At 38.4% G+C, this 23,419-nt stretch carries 20 protein-coding genes; 15 read left to right on the forward strand and 5 right to left on the reverse strand.

Annotation, left to right across the window (positions count from 1 at the left end; genetic code table 11):
* Positions 1-2: 2 nt before the first annotated feature.
* The gene (locus tag OQE68_RS03580) at positions 3-2,447 is read right to left on the reverse strand and encodes a phosphoketolase family protein (RefSeq protein WP_180568037.1); all 2,445 of its coding nucleotides are present in this window, start codon (positions 2,445-2,447) and stop codon (positions 3-5) included.
* 204 nt (positions 2,448-2,651) lie between these two features.
* On the opposite strand from OQE68_RS03580, the gene OQE68_RS03585 reads away from it, so the two are divergent.
* The 7 genes from OQE68_RS03585 (at position 2,652) to OQE68_RS03610 (ending at position 10,425) form a co-directional block, all read left to right on the forward strand.
* Positions 2,652-3,851 carry an NnrS family protein gene (locus tag OQE68_RS03585; RefSeq protein WP_219339987.1) on the forward strand — a complete coding sequence of 400 codons (1,200 nt, stop codon included), beginning with the start codon at positions 2,652-2,654 and terminating at the stop codon, positions 3,849-3,851.
* The gene (locus OQE68_RS03590; protein WP_255490831.1) at positions 3,844-4,113 is read left to right on the forward strand and encodes a hypothetical protein; all 270 of its coding nucleotides are present in this window, start codon (positions 3,844-3,846) and stop codon (positions 4,111-4,113) included. Before OQE68_RS03585 ends, OQE68_RS03590 begins: the two co-directional genes overlap by 8 nt.
* Positions 4,114-4,254: 141 nt before the next feature.
* Positions 4,255-4,491: a FeoA family protein gene (locus tag OQE68_RS03595; RefSeq protein ID WP_180568038.1), complete on the forward strand. Its 237-nt coding sequence runs from the start codon at positions 4,255-4,257 to the stop codon at positions 4,489-4,491.
* Positions 4,491-6,827 carry a Fe(2+) transporter permease subunit FeoB gene (gene feoB / locus OQE68_RS03600; RefSeq protein WP_180568039.1) on the forward strand — a complete coding sequence of 779 codons (2,337 nt, stop codon included), beginning with the start codon at positions 4,491-4,493 and terminating at the stop codon, positions 6,825-6,827. The genes OQE68_RS03595 and feoB overlap by 1 nt, the downstream gene beginning before the upstream one ends.
* Before the next feature lie 15 nt (positions 6,828-6,842).
* Entirely contained in the window at positions 6,843-7,046 is a 204-nt protein-coding gene (locus OQE68_RS30720) for a FeoC-like transcriptional regulator (protein ID WP_180568040.1), read from the forward strand.
* A gap of 411 nt (positions 7,047-7,457) precedes the next feature.
* Positions 7,458-7,949 (forward strand): substrate-binding periplasmic protein, encoded by a 492-nt coding sequence (locus tag OQE68_RS03605; RefSeq protein ID WP_434801424.1) that lies wholly within the window; start codon positions 7,458-7,460, stop codon positions 7,947-7,949.
* 796 nt (positions 7,950-8,745) lie between these two features.
* Positions 8,746-10,425 (forward strand): tetratricopeptide repeat-containing response regulator, encoded by a 1,680-nt coding sequence (locus OQE68_RS03610; RefSeq protein WP_180568041.1) that lies wholly within the window; start codon positions 8,746-8,748, stop codon positions 10,423-10,425.
* Between the two features lie 26 nt (positions 10,426-10,451).
* Here the strand turns inward: OQE68_RS03610 and OQE68_RS03615 are convergent, their stop codons facing one another.
* Complete coding sequence (locus tag OQE68_RS03615) at positions 10,452-12,242, reverse strand: hypothetical protein (protein ID WP_180568042.1); 1,791 nt, start codon at positions 12,240-12,242, stop codon at positions 10,452-10,454.
* 266 nt (positions 12,243-12,508) lie between these two features.
* Here OQE68_RS03615 and OQE68_RS03620 point away from each other — a divergent pair, with 266 nt between their 5' ends.
* From OQE68_RS03620 to OQE68_RS03630, 3 genes are read left to right on the forward strand one after another with little or no spacing between them, the layout of a single operon-like run.
* Positions 12,509-14,227, forward strand: coding sequence for a ribonucleoside triphosphate reductase (locus OQE68_RS03620; RefSeq protein WP_180568043.1), 1,719 nt, complete (start codon positions 12,509-12,511; stop codon positions 14,225-14,227).
* A 10-nt stretch (positions 14,228-14,237) separates the two neighbouring features.
* Positions 14,238-14,411 carry an anaerobic ribonucleoside-triphosphate reductase gene (gene nrdD / locus OQE68_RS03625; protein WP_180568044.1) on the forward strand — a complete coding sequence of 58 codons (174 nt, stop codon included), beginning with the start codon at positions 14,238-14,240 and terminating at the stop codon, positions 14,409-14,411.
* A 58-nt stretch (positions 14,412-14,469) separates the two neighbouring features.
* On the forward strand, positions 14,470-15,162 hold the full coding sequence (locus OQE68_RS03630) for an anaerobic ribonucleoside-triphosphate reductase activating protein (RefSeq protein ID WP_180568045.1): 693 nt from the start codon (positions 14,470-14,472) through the stop codon (positions 15,160-15,162).
* Here OQE68_RS03630 and ubiT read toward each other — a convergent pair.
* Positions 15,134-15,643 (reverse strand): ubiquinone anaerobic biosynthesis accessory factor UbiT, encoded by a 510-nt coding sequence (gene ubiT / locus OQE68_RS03635; RefSeq protein WP_180568046.1) that lies wholly within the window; start codon positions 15,641-15,643, stop codon positions 15,134-15,136. The two genes, OQE68_RS03630 and ubiT, sit on opposite strands and share 29 nt — an antisense overlap.
* A gap of 244 nt (positions 15,644-15,887) precedes the next feature.
* On the opposite strand from ubiT, the gene OQE68_RS03640 reads away from it, so the two are divergent.
* The 4 genes from OQE68_RS03640 to OQE68_RS03655 all read left to right on the forward strand — a co-directional run bounded on the left by OQE68_RS03640 (position 15,888) and on the right by OQE68_RS03655 (position 19,275).
* Positions 15,888-16,199 carry an STAS domain-containing protein gene (locus OQE68_RS03640; RefSeq protein WP_180568047.1) on the forward strand — a complete coding sequence of 104 codons (312 nt, stop codon included), beginning with the start codon at positions 15,888-15,890 and terminating at the stop codon, positions 16,197-16,199.
* 221 nt (positions 16,200-16,420) lie between these two features.
* Complete coding sequence (ubiU, locus tag OQE68_RS03645; protein ID WP_180568048.1) at positions 16,421-17,416, forward strand: ubiquinone anaerobic biosynthesis protein UbiU; 996 nt, start codon at positions 16,421-16,423, stop codon at positions 17,414-17,416.
* 98 nt (positions 17,417-17,514) lie between these two features.
* On the forward strand, positions 17,515-18,399 hold the full coding sequence (locus tag OQE68_RS03650) for a U32 family peptidase (RefSeq protein ID WP_180568049.1): 885 nt from the start codon (positions 17,515-17,517) through the stop codon (positions 18,397-18,399).
* Between the two features lie 144 nt (positions 18,400-18,543).
* Positions 18,544-19,275, forward strand: coding sequence for a substrate-binding periplasmic protein (locus tag OQE68_RS03655; RefSeq protein ID WP_180568050.1), 732 nt, complete (start codon positions 18,544-18,546; stop codon positions 19,273-19,275).
* Here OQE68_RS03655 and narL read toward each other — a convergent pair whose 3' ends face one another.
* Together narL and OQE68_RS03665 are read right to left on the reverse strand one after the other, a co-directional pair.
* Positions 19,276-19,926 carry a two-component system response regulator NarL gene (gene narL / locus OQE68_RS03660; RefSeq protein WP_180568051.1) on the reverse strand — a complete coding sequence of 217 codons (651 nt, stop codon included), beginning with the start codon at positions 19,924-19,926 and terminating at the stop codon, positions 19,276-19,278.
* A gap of 3 nt (positions 19,927-19,929) precedes the next feature.
* Complete coding sequence (locus OQE68_RS03665) at positions 19,930-21,774, reverse strand: type IV pili methyl-accepting chemotaxis transducer N-terminal domain-containing protein (RefSeq protein ID WP_180568052.1); 1,845 nt, start codon at positions 21,772-21,774, stop codon at positions 19,930-19,932.
* A gap of 371 nt (positions 21,775-22,145) precedes the next feature.
* Between OQE68_RS03665 and OQE68_RS03670 the strand changes: the two genes are divergently transcribed.
* Positions 22,146-23,411, forward strand: a complete 1,266-nt coding sequence (locus OQE68_RS03670; RefSeq protein ID WP_180568053.1) for a nitrate/nitrite transporter — start codon at positions 22,146-22,148, stop codon at positions 23,409-23,411.
* Positions 23,412-23,419: the final 8 nt, after the last annotated feature.

Genomic DNA, 23,419 nt, shown 5'->3' on the forward strand with positions numbered 1-23,419 from the left:
TTTTACTGATAAGGTTTAGCAATAATTGTATAAGGATCCCCAACCCCTGTTACTGCTTGAATTTCCCTATCCGTCAGAATAGCCTGTGGGTTTAACGATGCAGTCTTAGCAAGCTGGTATAAAATATGTGCCCAAGTTGTTTTATTGGCATAAAACATTCCACCTATATCCAAAGTGCCACCTTGATTGATATAACCAAGTGCGACTGTTTGTTTTGGTCCCAAATCCAGTTGCCTCATCACACCAAGATAAACTTCTGGTCGACCATGGCAAATAAACACTCTTGTTTTAACTGTGGCTGGAAATAAATTTTCCAACACTTCACCGGCTACTAATTGCTCTGCCTCAGCATTATCTCTCGCCACTCTAAATCGACCGGGCTCAATAATATAAATGAGTGAATGAGATATCCCCCGCTCGTTTAAACGGTCACTGGCTTTTAGTGTCTCAAGCAACTGATAAGCACCTACTGCTACTAATTGAATTGACGCATCAGCAACCCCTCTGACTAATACCGCACCGTCGTCAAGCAAGTTAATTGACTGTTCTTTTGATAGAAAGACTGGCACAGGTAATTTAGGTATTGTCGCTAGCCAAATTTGTCCATAGCTTGCGTAACATGATTGCATTGTCGCTAAAGCACTATTCCAATCACAAGGAAATAATACCCTTGCCATATCACTCATTTCACCCATTAATGCTTCAGATAAAGTTGGGTCTTGATGGGACTGCTCGTTTTTACCATTTTCCCAAACATGGGAAGTCGATAAGACAGGTACACTCAGCCAGCTTGCTGGTTGCTCCACATCTTTTTGGTGTCGTGCAAAAATAATCGTCTGGCGAAGCGCTCCCAACATTTTTACTGCAAATGCTTCATAAGAAACCACCAAATTAATCCCTTGCTGGTTGGCCAATACAGCGCTTACCACTGCTTCTTCATTAAGTGCTGTAATTACTTTACCATCTATTGCTTCAGCAACGCCTTGTTCAGGCTGAGTAACACGGTGCTTAAGCCAGTCAAGGGTTTGGTTCATTTGGTTACTTCTTAATTCGTCTGGATTACCCACCCTCACACGCAAATGGGCGTTTTCTTTTACTAACTGCGTAAAACCTTCATCCCACCCCACCATAGGAGAATAATTATCATACAACTCTGGTTTCCAACTGAGTGACGGCTTATTTACCTTAATTTTTTCTATAACTTGCTTGACTGTATTTTCCTTAGGGCGACTGGCCCCATCATGATTGTTAATCAGTTTAACTGCATTTTTCAGTTTATCAGTAGGTACCCACAGTTTTTTAGCACCTTGATTAAATGCCATTAAAGCTTCTGCTGACTTGGCAGGGTTTGATTGTAAAGGTGTACCATGGGCAGCGTTAGTACCAGCACCTGGAAAGCCATAGCCTTTTACTGTTTCTGCAATCACATACGGCAGCTTTATCGGGTAATGCTGTTTACCCTGCTTAACCGCTTCGGCTCTTGCTTGTAGACGATTTTCCATTTCAAAAATTGCCCACACAAAAGCGGCAGGGTCAGTACCATCAATGACAACAGGATCAAAATAATTTAAAGCTAAATGCTGTTTAAACCACTCAGAGCCTCCAGATTGACTCATAGTAGTACGCTGATCTATACGACGCCCGTTGGCTATCATAATCGGTGTCACCAAACCCGTATCCTCAGCTCGCCACCACCTAGGGGCCCAGTCACTACCTCGTTGTTCTTCAAATGCACCATCACTTAAAAAAGCAACTAAACGCTCACCAGGCATAGGCTGGTGAACATAGTACAGACCAGCAAAGCCTAAATATCCACCCTCAATGGTTGCACCTGCCGTATGTGTATTAACGTGACTACCCAGTGGTGAAACGGGTTTCCCCTGTTGATTCACCAAATAACTGTAAAAATCCCTTACAAAACGGGTTAACCCTTGGTCGGACCAATCATAACGTTCTTTGTGAACAGCTGTTGTATTTTCTAATAACAAATTCACCGCATCGATTGCTGCAACACAATGGCCTTGCCCCATTAGCCATTGCCGAGTCATGCCTGTTAATGCATTAATCCCCATATAGCCCATATAACCTGTCACCATGTTGAGCGAGCCCCCAGTATGTCCTTGGGGCTGCCGCTTAAAATCTGCAGCAGTTAACTCCTTACCATCTAAATAAACATTTTTGGCATAAGTCATATGGACAACTAACCACATTGCCGCACAAGTCAACTTATCCAGCGCAGCTAATTGTTGATAAGCCTCAGTTTTTCCGGCAACAACACCCTCTGTTACCAATAAACAAACCATTTCGTAAATACGTAACTGCGTTTCAGCAGTATGCTTAATCACCCCATAACCTGATGCCCAGTTAGCAAAGTCCTTATCCTTGTTACGAATCAGTGTTGCACGCTGCTCTATTAAAGTATCTTCACGAAAATTTGAAGCTATCATTACAGAAATAGTCCTCATATCACTGTTAAAAAGACTTTTAAAACAAGCATATAAACCAGGGACATCAAAAATACTGACTTGCATCAATGAACCCTATTAGTTTATACCCTACAACCGCAGTAGGTTATTGTGATTACACGTTAGGTAAGAAAAAATAAGTAGCTCAATAGCCAAGTGATCGTTAGGGTACAGAAGGAAATATATATGGCATTAATGACATTACCTGGTCAAAACCCCAATCAACCTCGCTTGGCTTTGTTTAATCTTGGCTTTCGTCCTTTTTTTCTTGGGGCTGCGGTTTACGCAGTCGTTTCCATCTTCATTTGGCTTGGGCTTTATGGGTTAGGGTGGTCTGCTCCAACATCCACAATTAACCCCATTGCCTGGCATGCTCATGAAATGATATTTGGTTATAGCCTAGCAGTGATAGCAGGCTTTCTATTAACTGCTGTTAAAAACTGGACAAAAATTCAAACTATCTATGGCTTTAAACTAGGCCTGCTATTTTGTTGTTGGCTCATACCACGAATCGCTATTCTATTTGACCAAGGATTATTGATTGCTGCAGTCATGGATATACTCTTCATCCTATTACTGGCCTCTTGCGTATTAGTCCCTATTATCAAAGTCAAGCAATGGAAGCAGTTGGGAATTATGGCCAAACTCTTATTAATGGGGCTTGCTAATATACTTTTTTACCTGGGCGCCTTTGATATCGTTGAGTCGGGTATTCGCTGGGGGAACTATACAGGCTTATATCTTATCATTGGCTTAATATTGACTATGGGCCGTAGAGTTATCCCTTTTTTTATTGAACGTGGGGTTGGCTATCCAGTAACCTTAAAAAATTATCTTTGGCTTGATATTAGTTCGTTAGTAATTTTTTTGTTATTTTTTATTAGCACTGTTTTTACCCACTACAAAATTATTGCTGCCTGGTTGGCTGCATTATTGTTTGTTATTCATTTAATTAGAATTGCTGGTTGGTACACCAGGGGAATATGGCATAAACCCTTATTATGGAGTTTATACCTGGCTTACGCTTTTATAATTATTGGCTTTTTACTGTTTGCACTCAGTGGCTATCATTATGTATCAGTTTTTCTCGCTATTCATAGTATGGCCTTTGGTGGCATCGGCCTAGTGACACTGAGTATGATGAGTCGTGTTTCTCTTGGCCACACAGGCCGTAATGTCCAACAGCCACCCAAATTAATAGGCTTAGCCTGTATCCTTTTAACAATTGGTGGTGTCATCAGAGTGTTTTTACCTATCTTGGATATGAGCCATTATGTAAATTGGATTGTAATATCACAGCTATGCTGGATTATAGCTTTTGTATTCTTTCTTATTATTTATACTCCAATTTTAATTAAACCCAGGGTAGATCATCAGTTTGGTTAAAAAACCCTCTACCTCAGTTGCAATGCAAGATTTGATCAACCAAATCAGATCAGCAATCCCCTTCGATACCCCTGAATCAGTATTATGTGCTGGCACTTGTCATGGCTGCTCAAAAAAACTCTTGGAATTTCTCTCAAGAGAGCTAGATGACTGGGAGTCACAGCTGCAATCAGGGGAAATACCAACTCTTGGAGAAATCGATCGGCTGGCAAAAACCAGTAAAAAAATCTACCGAGTATTGCAGAAAAATCGTTTAGTCTAAAACCAAGCAAGCCATAAAAAAATAAGAATCAGTTGCATTCTCACTGATCTAAATCAAAACAGATATCCTATTGTTAACTGTAAACTGGTTACACAACAGATCTTGTAAAAACCAATCTCAAACCAGTTATAGTCAAAAACTATGCAGTTCACACTTAAACACTTACAGGTTGGTGAAAGTGGTCATGTCACTGGCATTTGCAACAGCAACCCCCATTATCGTCGCCAACTGCTAGCCATGGGGATTACCCCTGGTACTGTTATTACAGTTTCTCGCGTAGCTCCTTTAGGTGATCCTATTGAAGTCACTTTACGTGGTTACAGACTAAGCCTGCGTAGGAATGAAGCAGATGTTGTACAAGTGGAGAAATTATCCTGATGTCATTATCAACTGTCTGTCTAGTCGGTAATCCTAATTGTGGAAAAACATCATTATTTAACGCTTTAACTGGTTCAAAACAAAAGATTGGTAATTGGCCCGGTGTAACCGTTGAGAAAAAAACAGGCTCTTATCAGTATAACCAACAAACGATTAAGATAATTGACTTACCCGGACTTTATTCCTTAGATGGTGTAGAAAATACTGCTATTGACGAGCAAATTACGCTTGATTTTTTATTAATAGATTCCAGCTCTCTCATTATTAATATTATCGATGCAGTTAATTTACAACGAAGTTTATATTTAACTCTTCAGTTACTTGAGTTGGGAAAACCCATGATCATTGTCCTCAATATGATGGACAAGCTCTCATCAGCTAAGCAAACCATCAACATCAAGCAGCTGGCCCAGCGATTAAAATGTCCAGTACTACCAATTGTTGCAAAACAGTCAAAAGGCCTACCGGAGTTGAAAAAACGGGTGACCCAAGCACTCAAACAACCAACAACGCCTCTTCCCCCACAACCTTATAACAAGTTAATTCATCAAGCTATCCAACAAATAAGACCTGATGACCACCCAGCTATTTCTCAATGGCAAGCAATAAACTTACTCGCCAATAATGAAATCAACAACCACTTTCCTGCCATTATCAAGACTAGCTCTACCTGGAAGGCCGTGTTACAACAGTTAGCACAGGAACATACAAGAAATATCACCCAACAAATGGGTGAAGATTTAGATATTCTTATTGCCAATGATCGTTATCAGTTTATTAATCAACTCACCCAACAAGTGGTTACGACGGAAGAGCGTTTTTCAAAATCAATAACAGAAAAAATAGACAACATTGTGCTTAACCGACTATTGGGTATTCCAATATTTCTAAGCATTATGTATTTAATGTTTATGTTTAGCATTAATATTGGCAGTGCATTTATTGACTTTTTTGATATTACAGCAGGTACTTTATTTATTGATACTCCAGCCTATTGGCTGAACCAAATACATGCACCAAACTGGTTAATTACGTTACTCGCCAATGGCATTGGCAGTGGTATTCAAACAGTTGCTACTTTTATTCCTATCATTGCCTGCTTATTTTTATTTTTAGCATTGTTAGAGGGCTCTGGTTATATGGCCAGAGCTGCTTTTATTATGGATAAAATAATGGGCTGGGTTGGTCTGCCAGGAAAAGCTTTTGTTCCTATGCTGATTGGCTTCGGCTGCAATGTGCCCGCAGTAATGGCAACTAGAACTCTAGAAAGCCAGCGTGACCGATTATTAACCATTTGTATGACTCCCTTTATGTCTTGTGGAGCCCGCCTTCCTGTCTACGCACTGTTTGCTGTTGCTTTTTTTCCTGATAACGGCCAAAACATAGTGCTTATTTTATATCTTGTCGGTATTCTACTTGCTATTACTACTGGCATTATTATGAAGCATACTCTACTACCAGGCATAAGCAGTCCTTTTATTCTAGAGCTACCCGATTATCACCTACCCACAACCAAAACGGTCTTAACCCACACCTGGAGCCGCCTTAAAGGCTTTATTGTAAAAGCAGGTAAAATCATTATTGTAATGGTAGCACTCTTAAATGTGCTCAATAGCCTGGGTACAGATGCAACCGTTAATAACGAAAATACAGAAAACTCCATTTTGTCTGTGACAGGCAAAGCACTGACACCTCTGTTTAAGCCAATGGGTATTAATGATGCAAACTGGCCAGCAACAGTGGGAATTTTCACTGGTGTTTTTGCTAAAGAAGCAGTGGTTGGCACCCTGGATGCTATGTACAGCCAGCTGAATGCTACCAAACAAGCACTGGATACCCCTCAACCATTAGCTTTTTGGCAAAAATTTTATTCCGCATTATTAACGATTCCAACCAACTTAGCTGGCTTAGCCGATGGCTGGGGTGACCCTTTAGGGATGAATATAGGTGAGATAACTAATAAAGAAATTGCGGCAGAAGACCAAGATATAGCAGCTGAAACCTTCTCAACCATTCACCATTTATTTGGTTCACCACATGCGGCGTTTGCCTACGTGCTATTTATTTTACTTTATACCCCCTGCCTGGCTACCTTAGGGGCTATTTTTCGCGAGGCAAACACAAACTGGATGTGGCTGGTCGCAGGCTGGACATTCGCTATTGCCTACACAACAGCTACGGTATATTACCAGGTTGCCACTTTTGCCGAACACCCACATTATTCCATTGGCTGGTTTGTCACGCTAGCAAGCTTATGGATAGTGGTACTCATTTTCCTAAAACGGCGGGTTAACAAGCTTACAGTTAATCTCAATCAAAATGTTGTGAGTGTTTAAATTATGTTATTAGATATGCGTGATTATATTAAAGAACAACAATCCGTCTCACTGGAAAGATTAGCCAAACACTTCAATACTCCTGCCCACGTAATTGAAAGCATGCTAAAACATTGGGAACGTAAAAGCGTTATTACTAAACATAACCCCAAGCTTTGTAATAAGAGCTGCAGCGGGTGTGATGTTCAAACCAGCACAATATATTGTTATTCCATGTAAAGCTTGGTAAGCGATCTCAATAAGCCAAACTATTTGCTAATCTTATAGCAGTGCTTTCCTAGTCATCAGGCTACACTATTAAAAAAAAGGCCCATTATAGCATTAGTTCTTATAATTAGTGTCACGATTAGTAAATCATGGGCTGTTGAAGCCCTGCGCTTAGCTACTGGGGAATGGCCCCCTTATGTATCTAAAGATCTTAAACATTATGGTGTAATTAGCCTCATTGTTATTGAAGCTTTCCAGTTAGCAAGCAACCAAACAATCAAAGTTGAATATCATTTCTTCCCCTGGCAACGCGGGCTTGTGCTAGCCAAGCAAGGCAAATACCACGGAGCTTCTTTTTGGGGTAAAAGCGCAGAAAGAGAGCAGGATTTCTATTACTCAAACGCTATATTTGAAGGGCCTTATATGATATGGCACCTAAAGGCCCTATCCTTTGACTGGTCTAATGTCAGTGACTTACAGCCCTATAAAGTAGGTGGCCTTATTGGTGCTAATTATGGCGATGCATTTCAACAAGCTGAGTCTGAGGGAAAATTAATAGTTGAAAGAACCCCAACTGAGCCCCCCAATTTTATGAAATTACTTCAAGGGCGTATTCAACTCTACCCCCTCGATAGAGAGGTAGGCTATTCAATTTTAAGAAAGTTCTACCAGCCTGAACAAACCAGAAAAATTGTATACCACCCTACACCACTTATTAACCCAAGATATTACTTATTAATTAATAAAAAAACAAAAAAGGCTAAAGATTTAATAGCTACATTCAATTCTGGATTAGATCGATTAAGAAAGAATGGTCGCCATGAAGAACTATTTAACCTGTCAAGAAAAGGATACTTCAATCTAGAAAACCAACGCGACAACACAGTTCAGAAAGAACAAATAACAACTTTATAGATAAATGTAAAAATATGTAAACAATCAAGATTCGCGTTGAGTTTATTTATGATTCATATTATTATTCAACCGTTCAACTATAAATAGTTTTTCATTATTAGTATCATGCGGATCATATACAGTGAATAGGCGTTTTTTGGAAGCGATTGGCTTTGTAATACTCTTCAATATATTACTTGGGCTAATAGTTAGGTTAGTCACATTAATTGTTGACGTAAATATTATTGGTGCCATATTGACTGCCTCAAGTGTAGTTGCTTCAATCTATTTGCTGATCAACTACGAATCACTATTGAAAAATCTGGTCGAAGAGTAATTTTCTGAAGAAAGCTAATTTTTAAGACATACTGTTAATAAGTAATTCTCTAGGAATCCATATAGAGCCAAACTTGAAGCCTGGATGATTTAATTAAAACACAAAGCACTCCGAACCACGGACAAATCTGGTGTATGACAAGCATACCAGTACCTTGTAACTTTCCATTAAATCATTATTTCCAACAACTTCGATGGGTTGACACTCCCTGTTACAACAACTATAGAGCATAAGTTATATATGCGGAGTTTCATGGGAAGTCGTTACTCGATGCAGCCCCTAAAAACCATTCCTATTGGGTACACTAAGTATCTGATTTTCATGATACAAACTGGTTATCGATCAGACAAAGGCTAATCTGCTTTTTACACTATGAATATATAGCTAAGTTAATCCTCCAATCAATATTCAAATTGTAAAAAAACAACTAAAATAGTATATAAATATTATGCTTTAGCTTAGAGATGAAGGGCATAAAATATGGATTTTTTTGAAACCATTACTACAACGCCTGAAGTTACTACTACAACAAATATTTTTAGTAAGAAGAAGTTACTGATTGTCGATGACTTTGAAAGTTTCCGATTATCACTTAAAAGAATGATGGTAGATATCGGCATCAGCTCAATAGACATGGTTCAGAATGGAAAGCTAGCCATCGCATCCTGCAGTCAACAGCCATATGATATAATAATCTGTGACTTTAACTTAGGTGAAGGAAAAAATGGTCAGCAGGTATTAGAAGAGCTAAGGCATCTCAAATTACTAAAACCTAATAGTATTTTTATTATGGTTACAGCTGAAACTACCAAGGAAATGGTCATGGGTGCACTTGAGTGCCAACCCGATGCGTATCTATCAAAGCCTATCAATCAAGCTGTATTAAAAAAGCGCCTAGAAAATCTTGTAAAACAATCAGAAAAACTAGCTCCAGTTAAACAACTGATTACTAAAAAAGCATATAAGCAAGCAATTGAAAAGTGCAAAGATGCATTAAAAAATGAAAACCGATTTAGTCATTGGTATGAGAAACAACTCTGCGAGCTATTTATTTTAACAGAGCAGTATGATGAAGCTAAAAATCTTTGCAATAGTATTTTAGCAGCTAGAACTGCAGATTGGCCACACCAAATGTTAGGCCAAGTAAATCAAATTCTTGGCAACAGTGACCAAGCGATAAAGAATTATGAAGCACTTTTCAAAATAAATCCAAATGCGGTTGCTGCATATGATGAAATTGCCGATGTTTATCTCTCCAAAGGTGATACAGAAAAAGCCCAGAAGGCTATTCAACAGGCAACGAATATTTCACCAAATACAATGGCAAGACAACAAAAACTTGGCAAAATTAGTCGTGAGATTGGTGATTTAGATGTCGCTGTCAATGCTTTTAGATATACTATAGAGTTAGGTAAGAATTCTTGTTTTGATTGCGCAGATAATTATGTAGAACTAGCAAGCTCGTTAGTCGACTTATCAGAAGAAAGTGACTCTATTGATAAACAAAAAGCCCTTAGTGAAACATCTGAATTATTTAAAAAAGTTAACAAACGATTTACTTTAGATATTAACACCTCAATAAAAATAGACTTAACCAAAGCCAGGACCTTATATTTCCAGAAAAATAAAAATGCATCTAACGAGATTATCGAAAAGATCAATTCCGTTTACAATGACCAGAATAATCAATTATCAGCAGATACAAAATTTGAAATAGGTAAAACATTTTTCGTATGTAATCACAAAGATGTTGCAGAAACAATTCTCTTCCAACTAGTAGAGGAAAAATCAGATGATAAAATATTTGTTAACAAAATATTAGCCTTTCTTGATGAACCTGTTAGTCAGAAAAATAAAAATGAAGCAGCTATAGCAAACAAAGAAGGGATCCATTTATATGAGCAAAAAGAGTATCAAAAAGCCATAGAACAATTTCAACAAGCACTTGAACATTCACCAAGGAACCCAGGCCTGAACCTGAACTTAATTCAAGCCTGTTTATACTTATTACAAGAAAAATTCAGCCTTAAATGGCTGGATTTATGCGAGCAATCATTATTTAATGTAAAACATTTAAGAGAGCACCACCCACAATATGCTCGATATCAAAAGTTAGCCAAGCCTGTAGAGCAATGGAAAAGAAAAGCTCAAAAAGCATAATGTGTAGAACTGATTAATAACCAGTTCTACACATTGTTAAATACGCTACTAAGCCGTTCTGTTAACCGATTAAATACCCCCGTAACACTCTTTTTACTTGGATGGGTTGTAAAATTCCTCACACTACCTTCTGCTAAGCCTAATTGGTTAGCAAGTAGTTTCTCTAAAGACTTTCGTTTCAGCATAATAAAACCAAACCGGATAGCAGATTTATTTTTTAGTTTATTAAAAATCTTTAATAACCGATCCGCTAGCTCAACCCGAAATAGCAGGGCGTTGTTATCAAGCTGCAGCTGTTTTCCTTCATCGGCTAAGAGCTGATTCAATTTATCAGCCTGTTCATGCATAATTTTAATACTAGCAATAATATCATTTTTCCTATTGTAGTGAATAGTTTGATCCCAATCAGAAGAGCGTGCAACAAAGGCCCACCACCTTGCCCTGACTTTCTGGAAAAATAGTTTTACCTTCCCAGACTGACTAGTATCTGTAGGCATATAGTCATTCCAACTCACTCGATGATTTTCCAACCGCTCGACTAGTTGAATGGCTTCACCCACATCAGAAACTGCCTTATAGCCAGATAATTTAGGTGTTAAATCATCAACAGCAGCAACAAACAGCTCTAACTGAATAACATAGCTTTGATAGTGTTTAAGTTGTTCCCGCAGCTGTTCTATACCATCTTTAGTCGCCAAATGGGTATGCGGCTGCTTCAATAATTCCTGGCATTTATTAAGGTCCACCTTTAAATTATCGAATTTGCGAGTCTTATAATCAATAACATGATTACTAAAGTGGTTATCCGCCTTAGTAGCAATTTGTTGTATTGACTGCTCAAACAAGCCTCCCCGACTCAACATAACGACCTGTTTTTGGCAAGCTTCTAAGCGTTCAAATAATTGGCTAAGTAACTTTTTATCATGCTCAATCACTTCGGCCGCTCGTGTCGTATTTGCTCTAATCCTATATTTACCTCGATGCTGTTTTATTTCATTAATAGGCTCAAAGGGATTATCATGAGTTTTAAATAAAACTCGATAGGCTCTAGTCGTGCGGTTTTTTTCAGAGCCTAATACATCAATATATTTGGTAAATATATCAGCTATCTTTTGATCATTCGGTTCAAGCAAACTTTGAATTAAAGTTGACTTATTTGAGTTGTGGGCTTGTTCTTCTGCAATTGCACCATTACCCACTAATATATTTAAGTAATTAGCCAAACTTTGTGCTGTTTGTGGAAAAGGCTCCTTTATACAAACTCTGCCATCTTCAATCTCTAGAACACCAGCACTAGGCATTTGCTCCTTTATTTGTGTTTGTATCTTATTGAAAACAGACAGGTGTTTAGGCGATGCCCATTTACCATTAACAGGCCGCTGCTCATTACCGGTTTTCGAAAAATAACTCACTGGATCTTTAGGTAACCGCCTTAACTTTGCTTTAATTTCCCATTTACCATAGGATAATATATATTTACTGAGTGATCGCTCAAGATAGTTTTTGATTAACTGCCGCTCATCATCATCAATGACTACACCATTATCCTCTAGGCTATTACCCTCTAGAGTATTATTCACGAGCTGGTGTACAGCACGGCTAGAAGCAATAAGCTCACTGCTGGTCACCGGCTTAGCCATCGTTTGTGGCTGATAATCAAGCTGCTGATGATTAAATAATTGTTGTGCAGCTATAGACTCACTCAATCTAACAACATTTCCATGCCCAGCTAGCGGAGCAGCATGTTCTACGGAAAAATTATCGGCTCTACTACCTACATCATGTGTATCTGGGTTACATCCAATAGGATATGTCATGGCTTACTTCCCATACCAATAACAGATACCCTCATCATAACCAATTATAGTAAGTACTAATCTACTAAAAAAGGCTGTTCTATTTTATATCCTTTCCTTACTTGTTTTAGAGTGATCAATTTTTAAACTTTAAGCACCAGCCACCAGTCTTGTAATGCAACTCACCAAGTATTGACTCAGATCAAGCACAATAAATAGTATAAAACACCATAAAGACATACTATATATAGTATACATCACTCATTGTTTAGTAGTTAGAAACCATCATGTTGAGTACAAATACTGTCGAATCACTACCGCTCCTAGATATACGCAACACTTATCAGGAGTACTTAACCAAGCAAGACTGGCGGATTAAGGCCAATGCCAACCAAGGTTATTCCCTAGGCGGTCTTATTTTAAACACATCAGGTAAAATGACAGCCCACTACTGGCTACATTGCCTTTACCCTGAAGCAGTAAGAAATGCTCACGTTAATGCTGACTTTCATATTCATGATCTGGATATGCTGGGGGGGTATTGTGCTGGTTGGTCATTACGCCAACTGTTGTATGAAGGATTTAATGGAGTAGCAGGCAAGGTAGAGTCAGCTCCACCCAAACACTTATCTGCAGCATTGGGGCAAATTGTTAATTTTTTAGGCACCTTGCAAAACGAATGGGCTGGCGCTCAAGCTTTCAGTTCTTTTGATACTTACCTCGCACCATACATTCGCAAAGATCAAGTCAACTATCAACAAGTAAAACAGTTAATCCAAGAATTTATTTATAACCTTAATATCCCTTCCCGCTGGGGTACCCAGACACCTTTCACAAACCTAACATTTGATTGGACCTGTCCTGTCGATTTACAAGAGCAAGTCCCTGTTATAGCAGGTGAAGAACAGCCTTTTAGCTACGGCAAACTCACAAAAGAAATGGCCATGATCAATCAGGCATTTATTGAAGTAATGACTGAAGGTGATGCTAAAGGACGTGTTTTTACCTTCCCTATTCCTACCTACAATATTACACCTGACTTTGATTGGGAGTCAGAAAATATTGATCGCTTGTTTGAGATGACCGCTCGATATGGACTGCCTTATTTTCAAAACTTTTTAAACTCAGACCTACAGCCTCATATGGTACGCTCAATGTGCTGCCGACTACAGCTCGATGTACGTGAACTATTGAAGCGAGGCAATGGACTATTTGGTTCTGCCGAACAAACTGGCTCTCTAGGCGTGGTTACTATTAATTGTGCTCGTTTAGGCTATCTACACCAAGGCAATAAACAAGCGTTATTTGAACAGCTAGATTATTTATTAAATTTAGCAAAAGACAGTTTAGAAATTAAACGTAACGTTGTTCAACAGTTAATGGATGAAGGATTATACCCCTACACTAAGCGCTATTTAGGCACTCTTCGTAATCACTTCTCGACCATTGGAGTTAATGGCATCAATGAAATGATTCTAAACTTTAGTGATAACCAAGAGGATATTACTACCAGTAAAGGGCAACAGCTTGCTCTAGAATTACTCAACCATATCAAGGAGAAGATAGTTGCATTTCAAGAAGAAACCGGCCAATTATACAATTTAGAAGCAACTCCCGCCGAAGGAACCGCATACCGATTTGCCAAAGAAGATAAAAAAAGATTTTCTAACATCATCCAATGTGGGACTACTGACTCCCCATACTATACCAACTCAAGCCAATTACCTGTTGGATATACTGATGACCCATTTTTAGCACTAGAGCTACAGGAAAAATTACAACGTACTTACACAGGGGGAACTGTCCTCCACCTTTATATGGCAGAACCTATTTCAAGCAGTGTCAGTTGTCGTAAGCTTGTTAAAGCTGCCTTGAGCAACTTCAAAGTACCATATATCACAATTACTCCTACATTCTCTATTTGTCCTGTTCATGGTTATTTGGCAGGCGAACACGAGTTTTGTCCAAAATGCGATGAAGCAATTCTTGCTAATGAGGTTGAATAAAGAAAAAATTATGGCTAAGCAAATATTAACAAACCACCCAAAAAGACAACGCTGTGAAGTCTGGACCCGAGTCATGGGCTACCATAGACCAACTTCTGCTTTTAACCCCGGTAAACTGGCTGAGCATAATGATAGACAGTTTTTCACTGAGTCTACATCTGCAAAGCGAATAGCAGCTACTTAAAACCAACCATAAAAGCCAGGGACGGTCTTGTTCTTTATTTGTTTACTAGGCAGTTTATATGAGAGAAATACAAATAGGTGGCATAACTCCCCTCACCACCATTGATTTTCCTGATCATTTAGCAACAGTACTATATTGTCAGGGCTGCAATTTACGCTGCCAGTATTGTCATAACCCTGAGCTGATCAAGATTACCTCTGGGCAATATGCTTGGCAGAGTATTCAACAATTTCTAAAACGTAGAACGGGTCTAGTCGAAGCGGTTGTTTTTAGTGGTGGAGAGCCCTTAATTCAGAATAATTTAGTAGAAGCTATTCAGTGGTGTAAACAACAAGGCTTTAAAGTCGGTATTCATACCAGTGGCAGCATACCTAAACGATTTACCTCTATAATATCATTAGTCGACTGGATAGGCTTTGACTTTAAATCACCTCCTCACTTAGCTACTACTATTACAGGGAGTAAAGTCTATTATCAAAAATGTATGACAAGTCTAACCCAGCTAATAGAGTCCAAGGTATCCTACGAAATCAGAACAACTATCAACTACCAACTCATAAAGCCTGATGACTTGCTCATAATGGCAAAGGTTTTAGCCTCACATGAAGTCAAGCAATGGGTACTACAACCCTTTAAATCGGGTAATATTTTAAATACAGCTCTAAATCAACAATCCAACTACTATGACTTAGAGCTGCTATTACCTGAAATCAAACGATATATTATTGATACTCAGATTCGCTCTTACTAAATAATGAAATGTATTCAGCTCCACATCGAATAGATAAATTAATTATAGGTGGTAACACATCAAGCTCTATATTATCCAATAAGTTTTTAACCTGTAGTCCTAGCTCTGTGTCCCCCCCTATCGTTAACTGGCGTTGAAAAAATAAGGTATCAGGGTCTTCCTTTCGTGCAGCTAACAATATAAAACTATTTAAGTTTCCTTCTATCGTCACATCAGCCAAACCATTTTTATTAATGAGTATTTCATTTTTTTCATTACAACCAAATAACCAGCTAATATTTAAATCAGTAATAGCTACTTTTAACCAGGAACCTTGTAAAAATTCACAATCACCATCTGCTAATGCTTCACTAAAAATTTGTTGCAATAAGCGGCTAAGCAACTTCTTCTGTAAAGCAAAAGGCATATAAACTAGAGGCTTTGCTATTAATTTTGGTACAGCAGGCAACAGCTTTTGTTTATCAGGCAAGCTAACAATCATAGCAGCTATACTCATTTTAAGGGTTAATCGAAACTGAGTAGTATCTACTATATAACAAGTTATCGTCTTGATATAAGTCAACTCTAATAATAATCGTCCCCCTACTTATACAGCTTATACAGCTTATACAGCCAACATACTGTTATTTTTCTTCATATATGTTTCATTGAGTTTTTAAACACACCATCATGAGTGAACTATAATTAACAACAACTTATTAAAACCGATAGAATAAAGACAAGTTATGGATAATTTTGGAACAGATATTAAAACAGAAGCAACTGACAATCAGCTTACTATTTTTATCGGAAAAAACTTCACACGAGAAGTTGTGCAAGCATTTAAAGAAGCTTACTTAAATGCTAAAGATAAAGTTCATACTTATATTATTGACTTTCAGAAAACGGACTATATGGACAGCTCTGCAATAGCCGTGATGATGTGTATGAAACAAGACTTAAGTACAAAAAATATACATTTAGTACATTGCAATAACTTTATATATAAAACACTACAATTAGTACAATTCGATAAGGTATTTACAATTAAACGCTAGCTTGTTAAATGTGACATTATATCTACCCCATTAGTGTTTACTCATCAATAGTCGCCCCCCTTGATACAAGTCAAGCTTGTCAGTCACTCGCTTTGTTACTCTTACAATATTTGAACTTATTAACTATCAATCATACCCACTTACTTATAGCGATCACTTTTAGAAGCTAGATACTTTGATTCGTAAGCAGTACACAGGGTATAGCAATGAGGACTTGATATATGGAGTTGGTCTGCCCCGCGGGAAGTTTACCAGCCCTTAAAGCTGCAGTGGATAATGGTGCAGATGCTGTTTATATAGGCTTTAAAGATGACACTAACGCACGTCATTTTGCTGGCCTCAACTTCAATGATAAAAAGGCCACTCAAGCATTAGAGTACGCAATCAATAAAGGGGTAAAAGTATTTGTAGCTATCAATACCTACCCTCAACCAGCAGGATGGGCACGTTGGCAAAAGGCTGTTGATCTTGCTGTAGATTTAGGTGTCAATGCCCTCATTTGTGCTGATCTCAGTGTTCTTGATTATGCACATAATACCTACCCTACTCTCAACTTACATTTGTCAGTGCAAGGTTCTGCAACTAACTATGAAGCATTGAAGTTCTATCAGCAGCATTTTGCAATTAAACGGGCTGTGTTACCACGCGTATTATCTTTAAAACAAGTTCAGCAGGTTGCCACAAAGTCGCCTGTAGACTTAGAAGTATTTGCCTTTGGTTCGCTCTGTATTATGGCAGAAGGTCGTTGCCACTTATCCTCGTACCTAACAGACCAATCACCCAACACCTGTGGTGTCTGCTCTCCTGCCAGTTTTGTTCGCTGGCAAGAATCCAACGAAGGACTAGAGTCACGATTAAATGATATATTAATTGACAAATTCCAACCAAATGAAAAAGCGGGTTATCCCACTCTTTGTAAAGGCCGCTTTGAGGTAGCAGGCACAGTCTATAATGCTATTGAAGAACCCACTAGTCTTAATACCATAGCACTTATTCCCCAATTATCAGCGATAGGCATTAAAGCAGTTAAAATTGAAGGCCGTCAACGCAGCCCTGCTTATGTCGCTCAAGTCGTCAGTACTTGGCGACAAGCATTAAATTGTTACAAGGCAGATCCTAACAACTTTATAGTGAAACCTCACTGGCAAAACGAGCTTGCTAAGGTTTCAGAAGGTACGCAAACAACGTTAGGCGCATACTCAAGACCCTGGCAGTGATACTCTTCACAGATGGATTTTAGACTTAGTTATTTTCGCTGTGAATATTTTTGTAATTTGCCCTATACCCTAAAATAAGTCATGAATGGTATAAAGTAATGAAGTTATCTCTTGGCCCTATTTTATACTTTTGGCCTAAACAACAGGTTTATGATTTTTACCAAAATATTATAGATACACCGGTTGACATTGTATACCTGGGAGAAACTGTTTGTAGCAAACGTCGAGAATTAAATACAGATGACTGGCTTGAACTAGCGCAGCAATTAGCCAGTTCAGGTAAAGAAGTGGTACTTTCAACTCTGGCGCTTATTTCAGCAGAATCAGAGTTAAACAGTTTACGGCGTCTTTGCCGTAACGACTCGATTATCATCGAAGCCAATGATATGGCAGCAGTGCAGCTTTTATCTGCTCAAAGGATTCCATTTGTGACAGGCCCCGCCATCAATATCTATAATGGTAGAACTCTCTCCCTTTTACATCGACAAGGGCTTAAACGCTGGGTAATGCCTGTAGAACTATCTGCTCAGTCTCTCCAATCTATATTAACAGAATGTATTGAACAAGGTATTAAAGATACGCTTGAAACAGAAGTATTTAGTTACGGTTACTTACCTCTGGCTTACTCTGCTCGATGTTTTACTGCGCGTTTTCGTCATTTACCAAAAGACAACTGTCAATTTGTGTGTCTTAATTACCCCGATGGCATCCTCGTTAACAGTCAAGAGAATCAACCATTATTTACCTTAAACGGAATTCAAACCCAGTCTGGTAGTTTATATAACCTAATGAGCCAAATACCAGCAATGCAAAAAATGGGTATTGATATTGTTCGTTTAAGCCCTCAGTCTCACGATATGAAACAAGTCATTAATCAATATCATACAGCCATCCAAGGAGAAACAGTGCCATTGATTGCTATTGACAATCAATGCAACGGATACTGGTTTGCAGAGCCTGGTATAAACCTTTCTCATAGATAGCGTATCACTGATCGATACGCTTATTGATACCCAAACCAAATGCTATATCATAAATTCTTGTTTATAGGAGAAACTCAACCAATACTTAGGAGAGCAAATGCCAAATACCTAAGCAGTTAATGTGCTAAGTACAAGAGTAAGGTAATGAAATATCTGGCTTCCTTCATTTTTTTAGCTTTATTCAAACCACTACTTTTCGCTGATAGTATTGACATCGTCGTAGAGAACTACCCTCCCTATGCTTATAAAGAAAATGGTAACATTACTGGATTATCGACTGATATAACCCGCTACCTATTAGAAGATTCTGGTATCAAAGCAAAATCATGGGCATTTGCCCCCTGGAAACGAGCATTTTTATTAGCATCACAAAAACCTGGCACATTATTATATACGGTCGTTCGTAAGCCCAATCGAGAAAAACTGTTTCATTGGATTGGCCCTATCAGCGATCGCAATATTTACATTTATAAACTTAAAAGAAGGAAAGATATTAAGGCTTCATCACTTGAAGAAATAAAAACTAAAGGATACTCCATTGGTACTGTTATAGGCACAGCAGCCACCGAGCAGCTAAAAAATGCAAACCTAAAAATCACAGAAACAGTAAACTATGAGCAAAATGTACGCATGCTATTGCTTGGCCGAACCGACCTAATTGTATTTCTGGAATACTCACTAGCCTATTTAGCCAAAAAAGCTGATAGTCAATACAGCGACTTCGAAAAGCTATTTCTATTAGATGGCTCTAAAAAGTACTATATCGTCATACAAAAAGACACTGATTCTGATATTGTCAAAAGGCTCCAGCAATCTTTTATAAAAACTAAGCACAGTGGTAAGCTAGCAGAGATTCAAAAGCGATACTTAAAATAGTCAACTGATTCGATTTTCGACTACCCATACAGCAGCCTCAACCCGTGACTTCATATTCAACTTATTTAATACCCGTTTAACATGTACTTTTACTGTCCCTTCCGATATTTTTAGCTTACGAGCGATTAGCTTATTACTTTGTCCTTCAGCAATAAGCTTTAACACTTGCTTTTCCCTACTGGTTAATTCATCAATACTCGCTTTACGAGCAGTTGTTTTATGTCTTATTGCTGAAGCAAGAATAACAGCAAGCTCAGGGCTAATTGCCATTTGCCCTGTTAACGCCTGACGTAATTGCTCAACCACTTTTTCTGGCTCCATATCTTTCAGCAAATAGCCATCTGCTCCCCATTTAAAAGCCTCCATTACATCCTGCTGATCATCTGAAACAGTGAACATCAGGATACGAGCATCTACTTCAGCTTCTCGTAACGCTTTTAAGGTTTCAATACCACTCATACCTGGCATGTTCAGATCTAACAAAATTAAATCAGGCTCGTATTGAAGCGCTAAAGCAACTGCCTGGCTACCATCACCACACTCTGCTACAGGATTAAAATCGCCTTCTAGTTCCAGCAGTTGAATCAACCCTTTACGCAACATCGGGTGATCATCAATGATAATAATATCGTTTACTACTGAAGTGCTCATCTTTTACACTAACCCACGTATTTGTGTTTGATTATTAACCAGCTGTTGCGGTGTAAACTCTACTTTAACTTCTGTTCCATCACTTTCGCAACGCCTTATGGTTAATGTCCCCTTCAAGCTATTGACCCGCTCTTGAATTATAATTAATCCATAGTGGTTAGGTTTATCAACATTCAAGTCTATTCCTATACCATCATCTAAGATGGATAACTCAACCTGTTCATTTTCAGTTTCATGTATAGAAAGTGTTATCTCTGCAGCATTAGAGTGCCGAATAGCATTTAATAAAGCCTCTCTCGCAATTTGTAAGCAATGGATCTCCTCATGTGCAGTTAAACGAAACTGCTGCAATCTATAGTCTAAATGTAATCGTATATGAGTTTGTTGTTGAAACTCTTCTACTGTTCCTTTTAATGCTTGCTCAAGCCCGGGGGCATCTATTTTCAAGCGAAAAGTACTGAGTAATTCTCGTAAATGTCGATATGCAGCATTTAGTCCTTGCTGAACTTCATTTATTGTTTTTTCTAATACATCTGTATTGGCTTCAGACTGTAATAACTTTCTTAACCGAGCAACTTGTAATTTTTGATAGGATAGAGATTGCGCTAATGAATCATGTAATTCCCTGGCAATAACAGCACGTTCACTCATCATCGCCAGTCGTGCTTTTTGTTCAATAAACTGGTTATGATTACAGGCTGTCGCAACCATATCAGCAAATGCCTGTAATAGCTGTAGTTGCCAGTCTGTAATTGGTGTATTTATTTCGTTTTCTATTAAAAGCTCTCCATATTTACCTACTTGATTTTTAATATCCAAAGACATTAACTGAGACTGTTTTAAGTCGCCCTGAATCTCTCGCCTTTCTTTACAGCCTTCACAATCTGGAAACTGACAAAATGGTGGTCGTTTAATTTGATCTGAAGATAAAATTTGGTTGAATGGCTCGCTATCATCCAGCTTCAAACAAACAGAAATTCGTTTTAACTCCGTTAATTGCTGTAAACGCTTTAAACATCTGATAATACTGGTTTGGAATTCTTGTGGAAAATCATTTAGCCAACGACTGGTTTCGTAAAGTGTTTCTAAGACTCTATTTGTTCTTTGTAATGTCGCTGTCTTCTGCTCTACTCGCTTTTCTAACTCGCTATTAAGCTGAGTAAGATGATCCAACATCTGATTAAATGTATTACTAAGCAAACCTAACTCATCAGCACTTTGATAAGATGAGCGCTGGTTAAATCCTCCATCCCGTATAACACTTGCCGTTTGTACCAACTCTTTCAAAGGCACCATCAACCGTGCATGTAAATTATACATCGCGATAAAAATGACGAGTAAAGTCAAAAATAAAGTAACAACTTGAATCGCACGCAAAGTATAAATTTTAGTCTCTGAGGCCACCTCAATATGTTTCACCAGTTCATTAATCTCATTAACGAACTTATCCACTTGCTGTAAATGAACGAAGTCAATGTCTTTGGTAAAATTATCCAATAACTGTGGCTTTAAACTCTGCCAACGATTGACAACCTCTCGATAGCTAACATTGACTTGCTGGTCCAACTGACTGGACACAACATGCTGCAATATGGGGTTTGATAATCGCTGCTCAAAATCATTAATAGCCTGTTTTACAGTTGATGGCTGCTCTTTTCTTTGCAACAACGCTACTATCCGATAACTTTGCATTCGCAATGAGCCAGCTAAATTAATAGCATAACTGTCACCTTCTGCTGAATCAGCAATAATGACTGAGCTAATCATACTCACCAGCCCAAGCGTAACCACAGCAGCGAAAGCCACTCCTACTCGCGTCAATAAGCTATAATGTTTTTTTTCAACCATAACTATATTCTAATATAGCTTTATTCTTAATCAGAATTAAGCTCAAGTATACTCTTTCCAAATAACCTAAATTTTCAGCTTTTAAAACATAGTGAGAATGATTTATATTTACTAACAATAAGAATTAAATCACCCCTCTTTTGGCAATAGTACCTCTTAAGAACACACATTGCTGTTTTTCTTCATTATTTTTCCAGGAAAACAAAAAAATTCTTATTTATCAGTAGGTTATACCAATTTATCACCATACCTCTAAAGAGGTATACTCCCTAGTTAGACAACTTTCTACCAGAACAACTATTGACCCTGGTCAACTCAGCTTTCATTAACCTCACCTAACTTCAGGGTATGTCGTCGTAAAGGAGGTTAAAATGCTTAGCCATACCCAAAAGCAATGGTCAGTCCTTTCCATGAACACCGTGGCCTTTGCAGCAAACTTTGCTGTATGGACCATGTTCTCTATCATCGGAATAAAAATCAAACAGGAGTTGAATTTATCAGATACTGAGTTTGGTATTTTAGTCGCTACTCCTATACTTACTGGCTCAATTACCCGTTTACCTCTAGGAATAATGACTGACCGCTTTGGTGGCCGGATTGTCTTTTTTATTCACATGTTATTGGTTGCCATACCAACTTATGGTTTAGCTTTTGCCTCTGAATATTGGCAATACCTTGTCATTGGTTTATTTGTTGGCTTAGCAGGTGGCTCTTTTGCAATTGGTATCGCTTATACCTCAGCCTGGTTTGAAAAAGAGCGTCAAGGCACTGCAATGGGAATATTTGGCGCTGGTAATGCCGGTGCAGCTATTACCAACTTGGTTGCTCCGATGATTGTAGTTGCTTTAGGCTGGCGGGCAGTACCTCAAATTTACTCTATTGCAATGGTCATCATGGCCATCATTTTTTGGTTTTTCACTTTTAATGACCCGGCTCATGAAGAACGGAAAAAATCAGGTAAACATATTTCTTTAGCCGCTCAGCTAGCCCCATTAAAAGAAATTAGAGTTTGGCGGTTTGGTCTTTACTACTATTTTGTTTTTGGGGGGTTTGTAGCCTTAGCACTATGGCTACCCAAATATTATGTCGGTGAATACGAATTAGATTTAAAAACAGCTTCCTTTATCACCATGTTATTTACCTTACCCTCTGGTGTTATCAGAGCTTTAGGTGGTTGGTTATCTGATAAGTTTGGTGCCCGCTCAATTAACTGGGCAGTTTTCTGGGTATCATTAATTTGCTTATTCTTTGTATCTTACCCTCAAACTACCATGATTATTCACGGTATTGAGGGAGATGTACACTTTAAAGTGGGCCTTAATATCTGGGTATTTACAATTTTAGTGTTCCTTATTGGTATCGCCCAAGGTATTGGTAAAGCATCTGTCTATCGCATTATCCACGATTATTATCCAGCCAATATGGGGTCAGTCGGCGGCATGGTAGGCGTTCTTGGCGGCCTAGGTGGTTTCACCCTGCCTATTATTTTCGGCATAGCAAATGATTGGATCGGGGTACGCAGCTCCTGCTTTATGGTGTTGTTTGCCATTGTCGCCATCTGCATGATTTTAATGAATATTGCTATTCGCAAGCTACGCAAAGCAGAAGGTTTAGAACTAGACGAGAGTGTTTATTAATAGGAGCA

The organism is Spartinivicinus marinus, assembly GCF_026309355.1.
Taxonomy (GTDB): Bacteria; Pseudomonadota; Gammaproteobacteria; order Pseudomonadales; family Zooshikellaceae; genus Spartinivicinus; species Spartinivicinus marinus.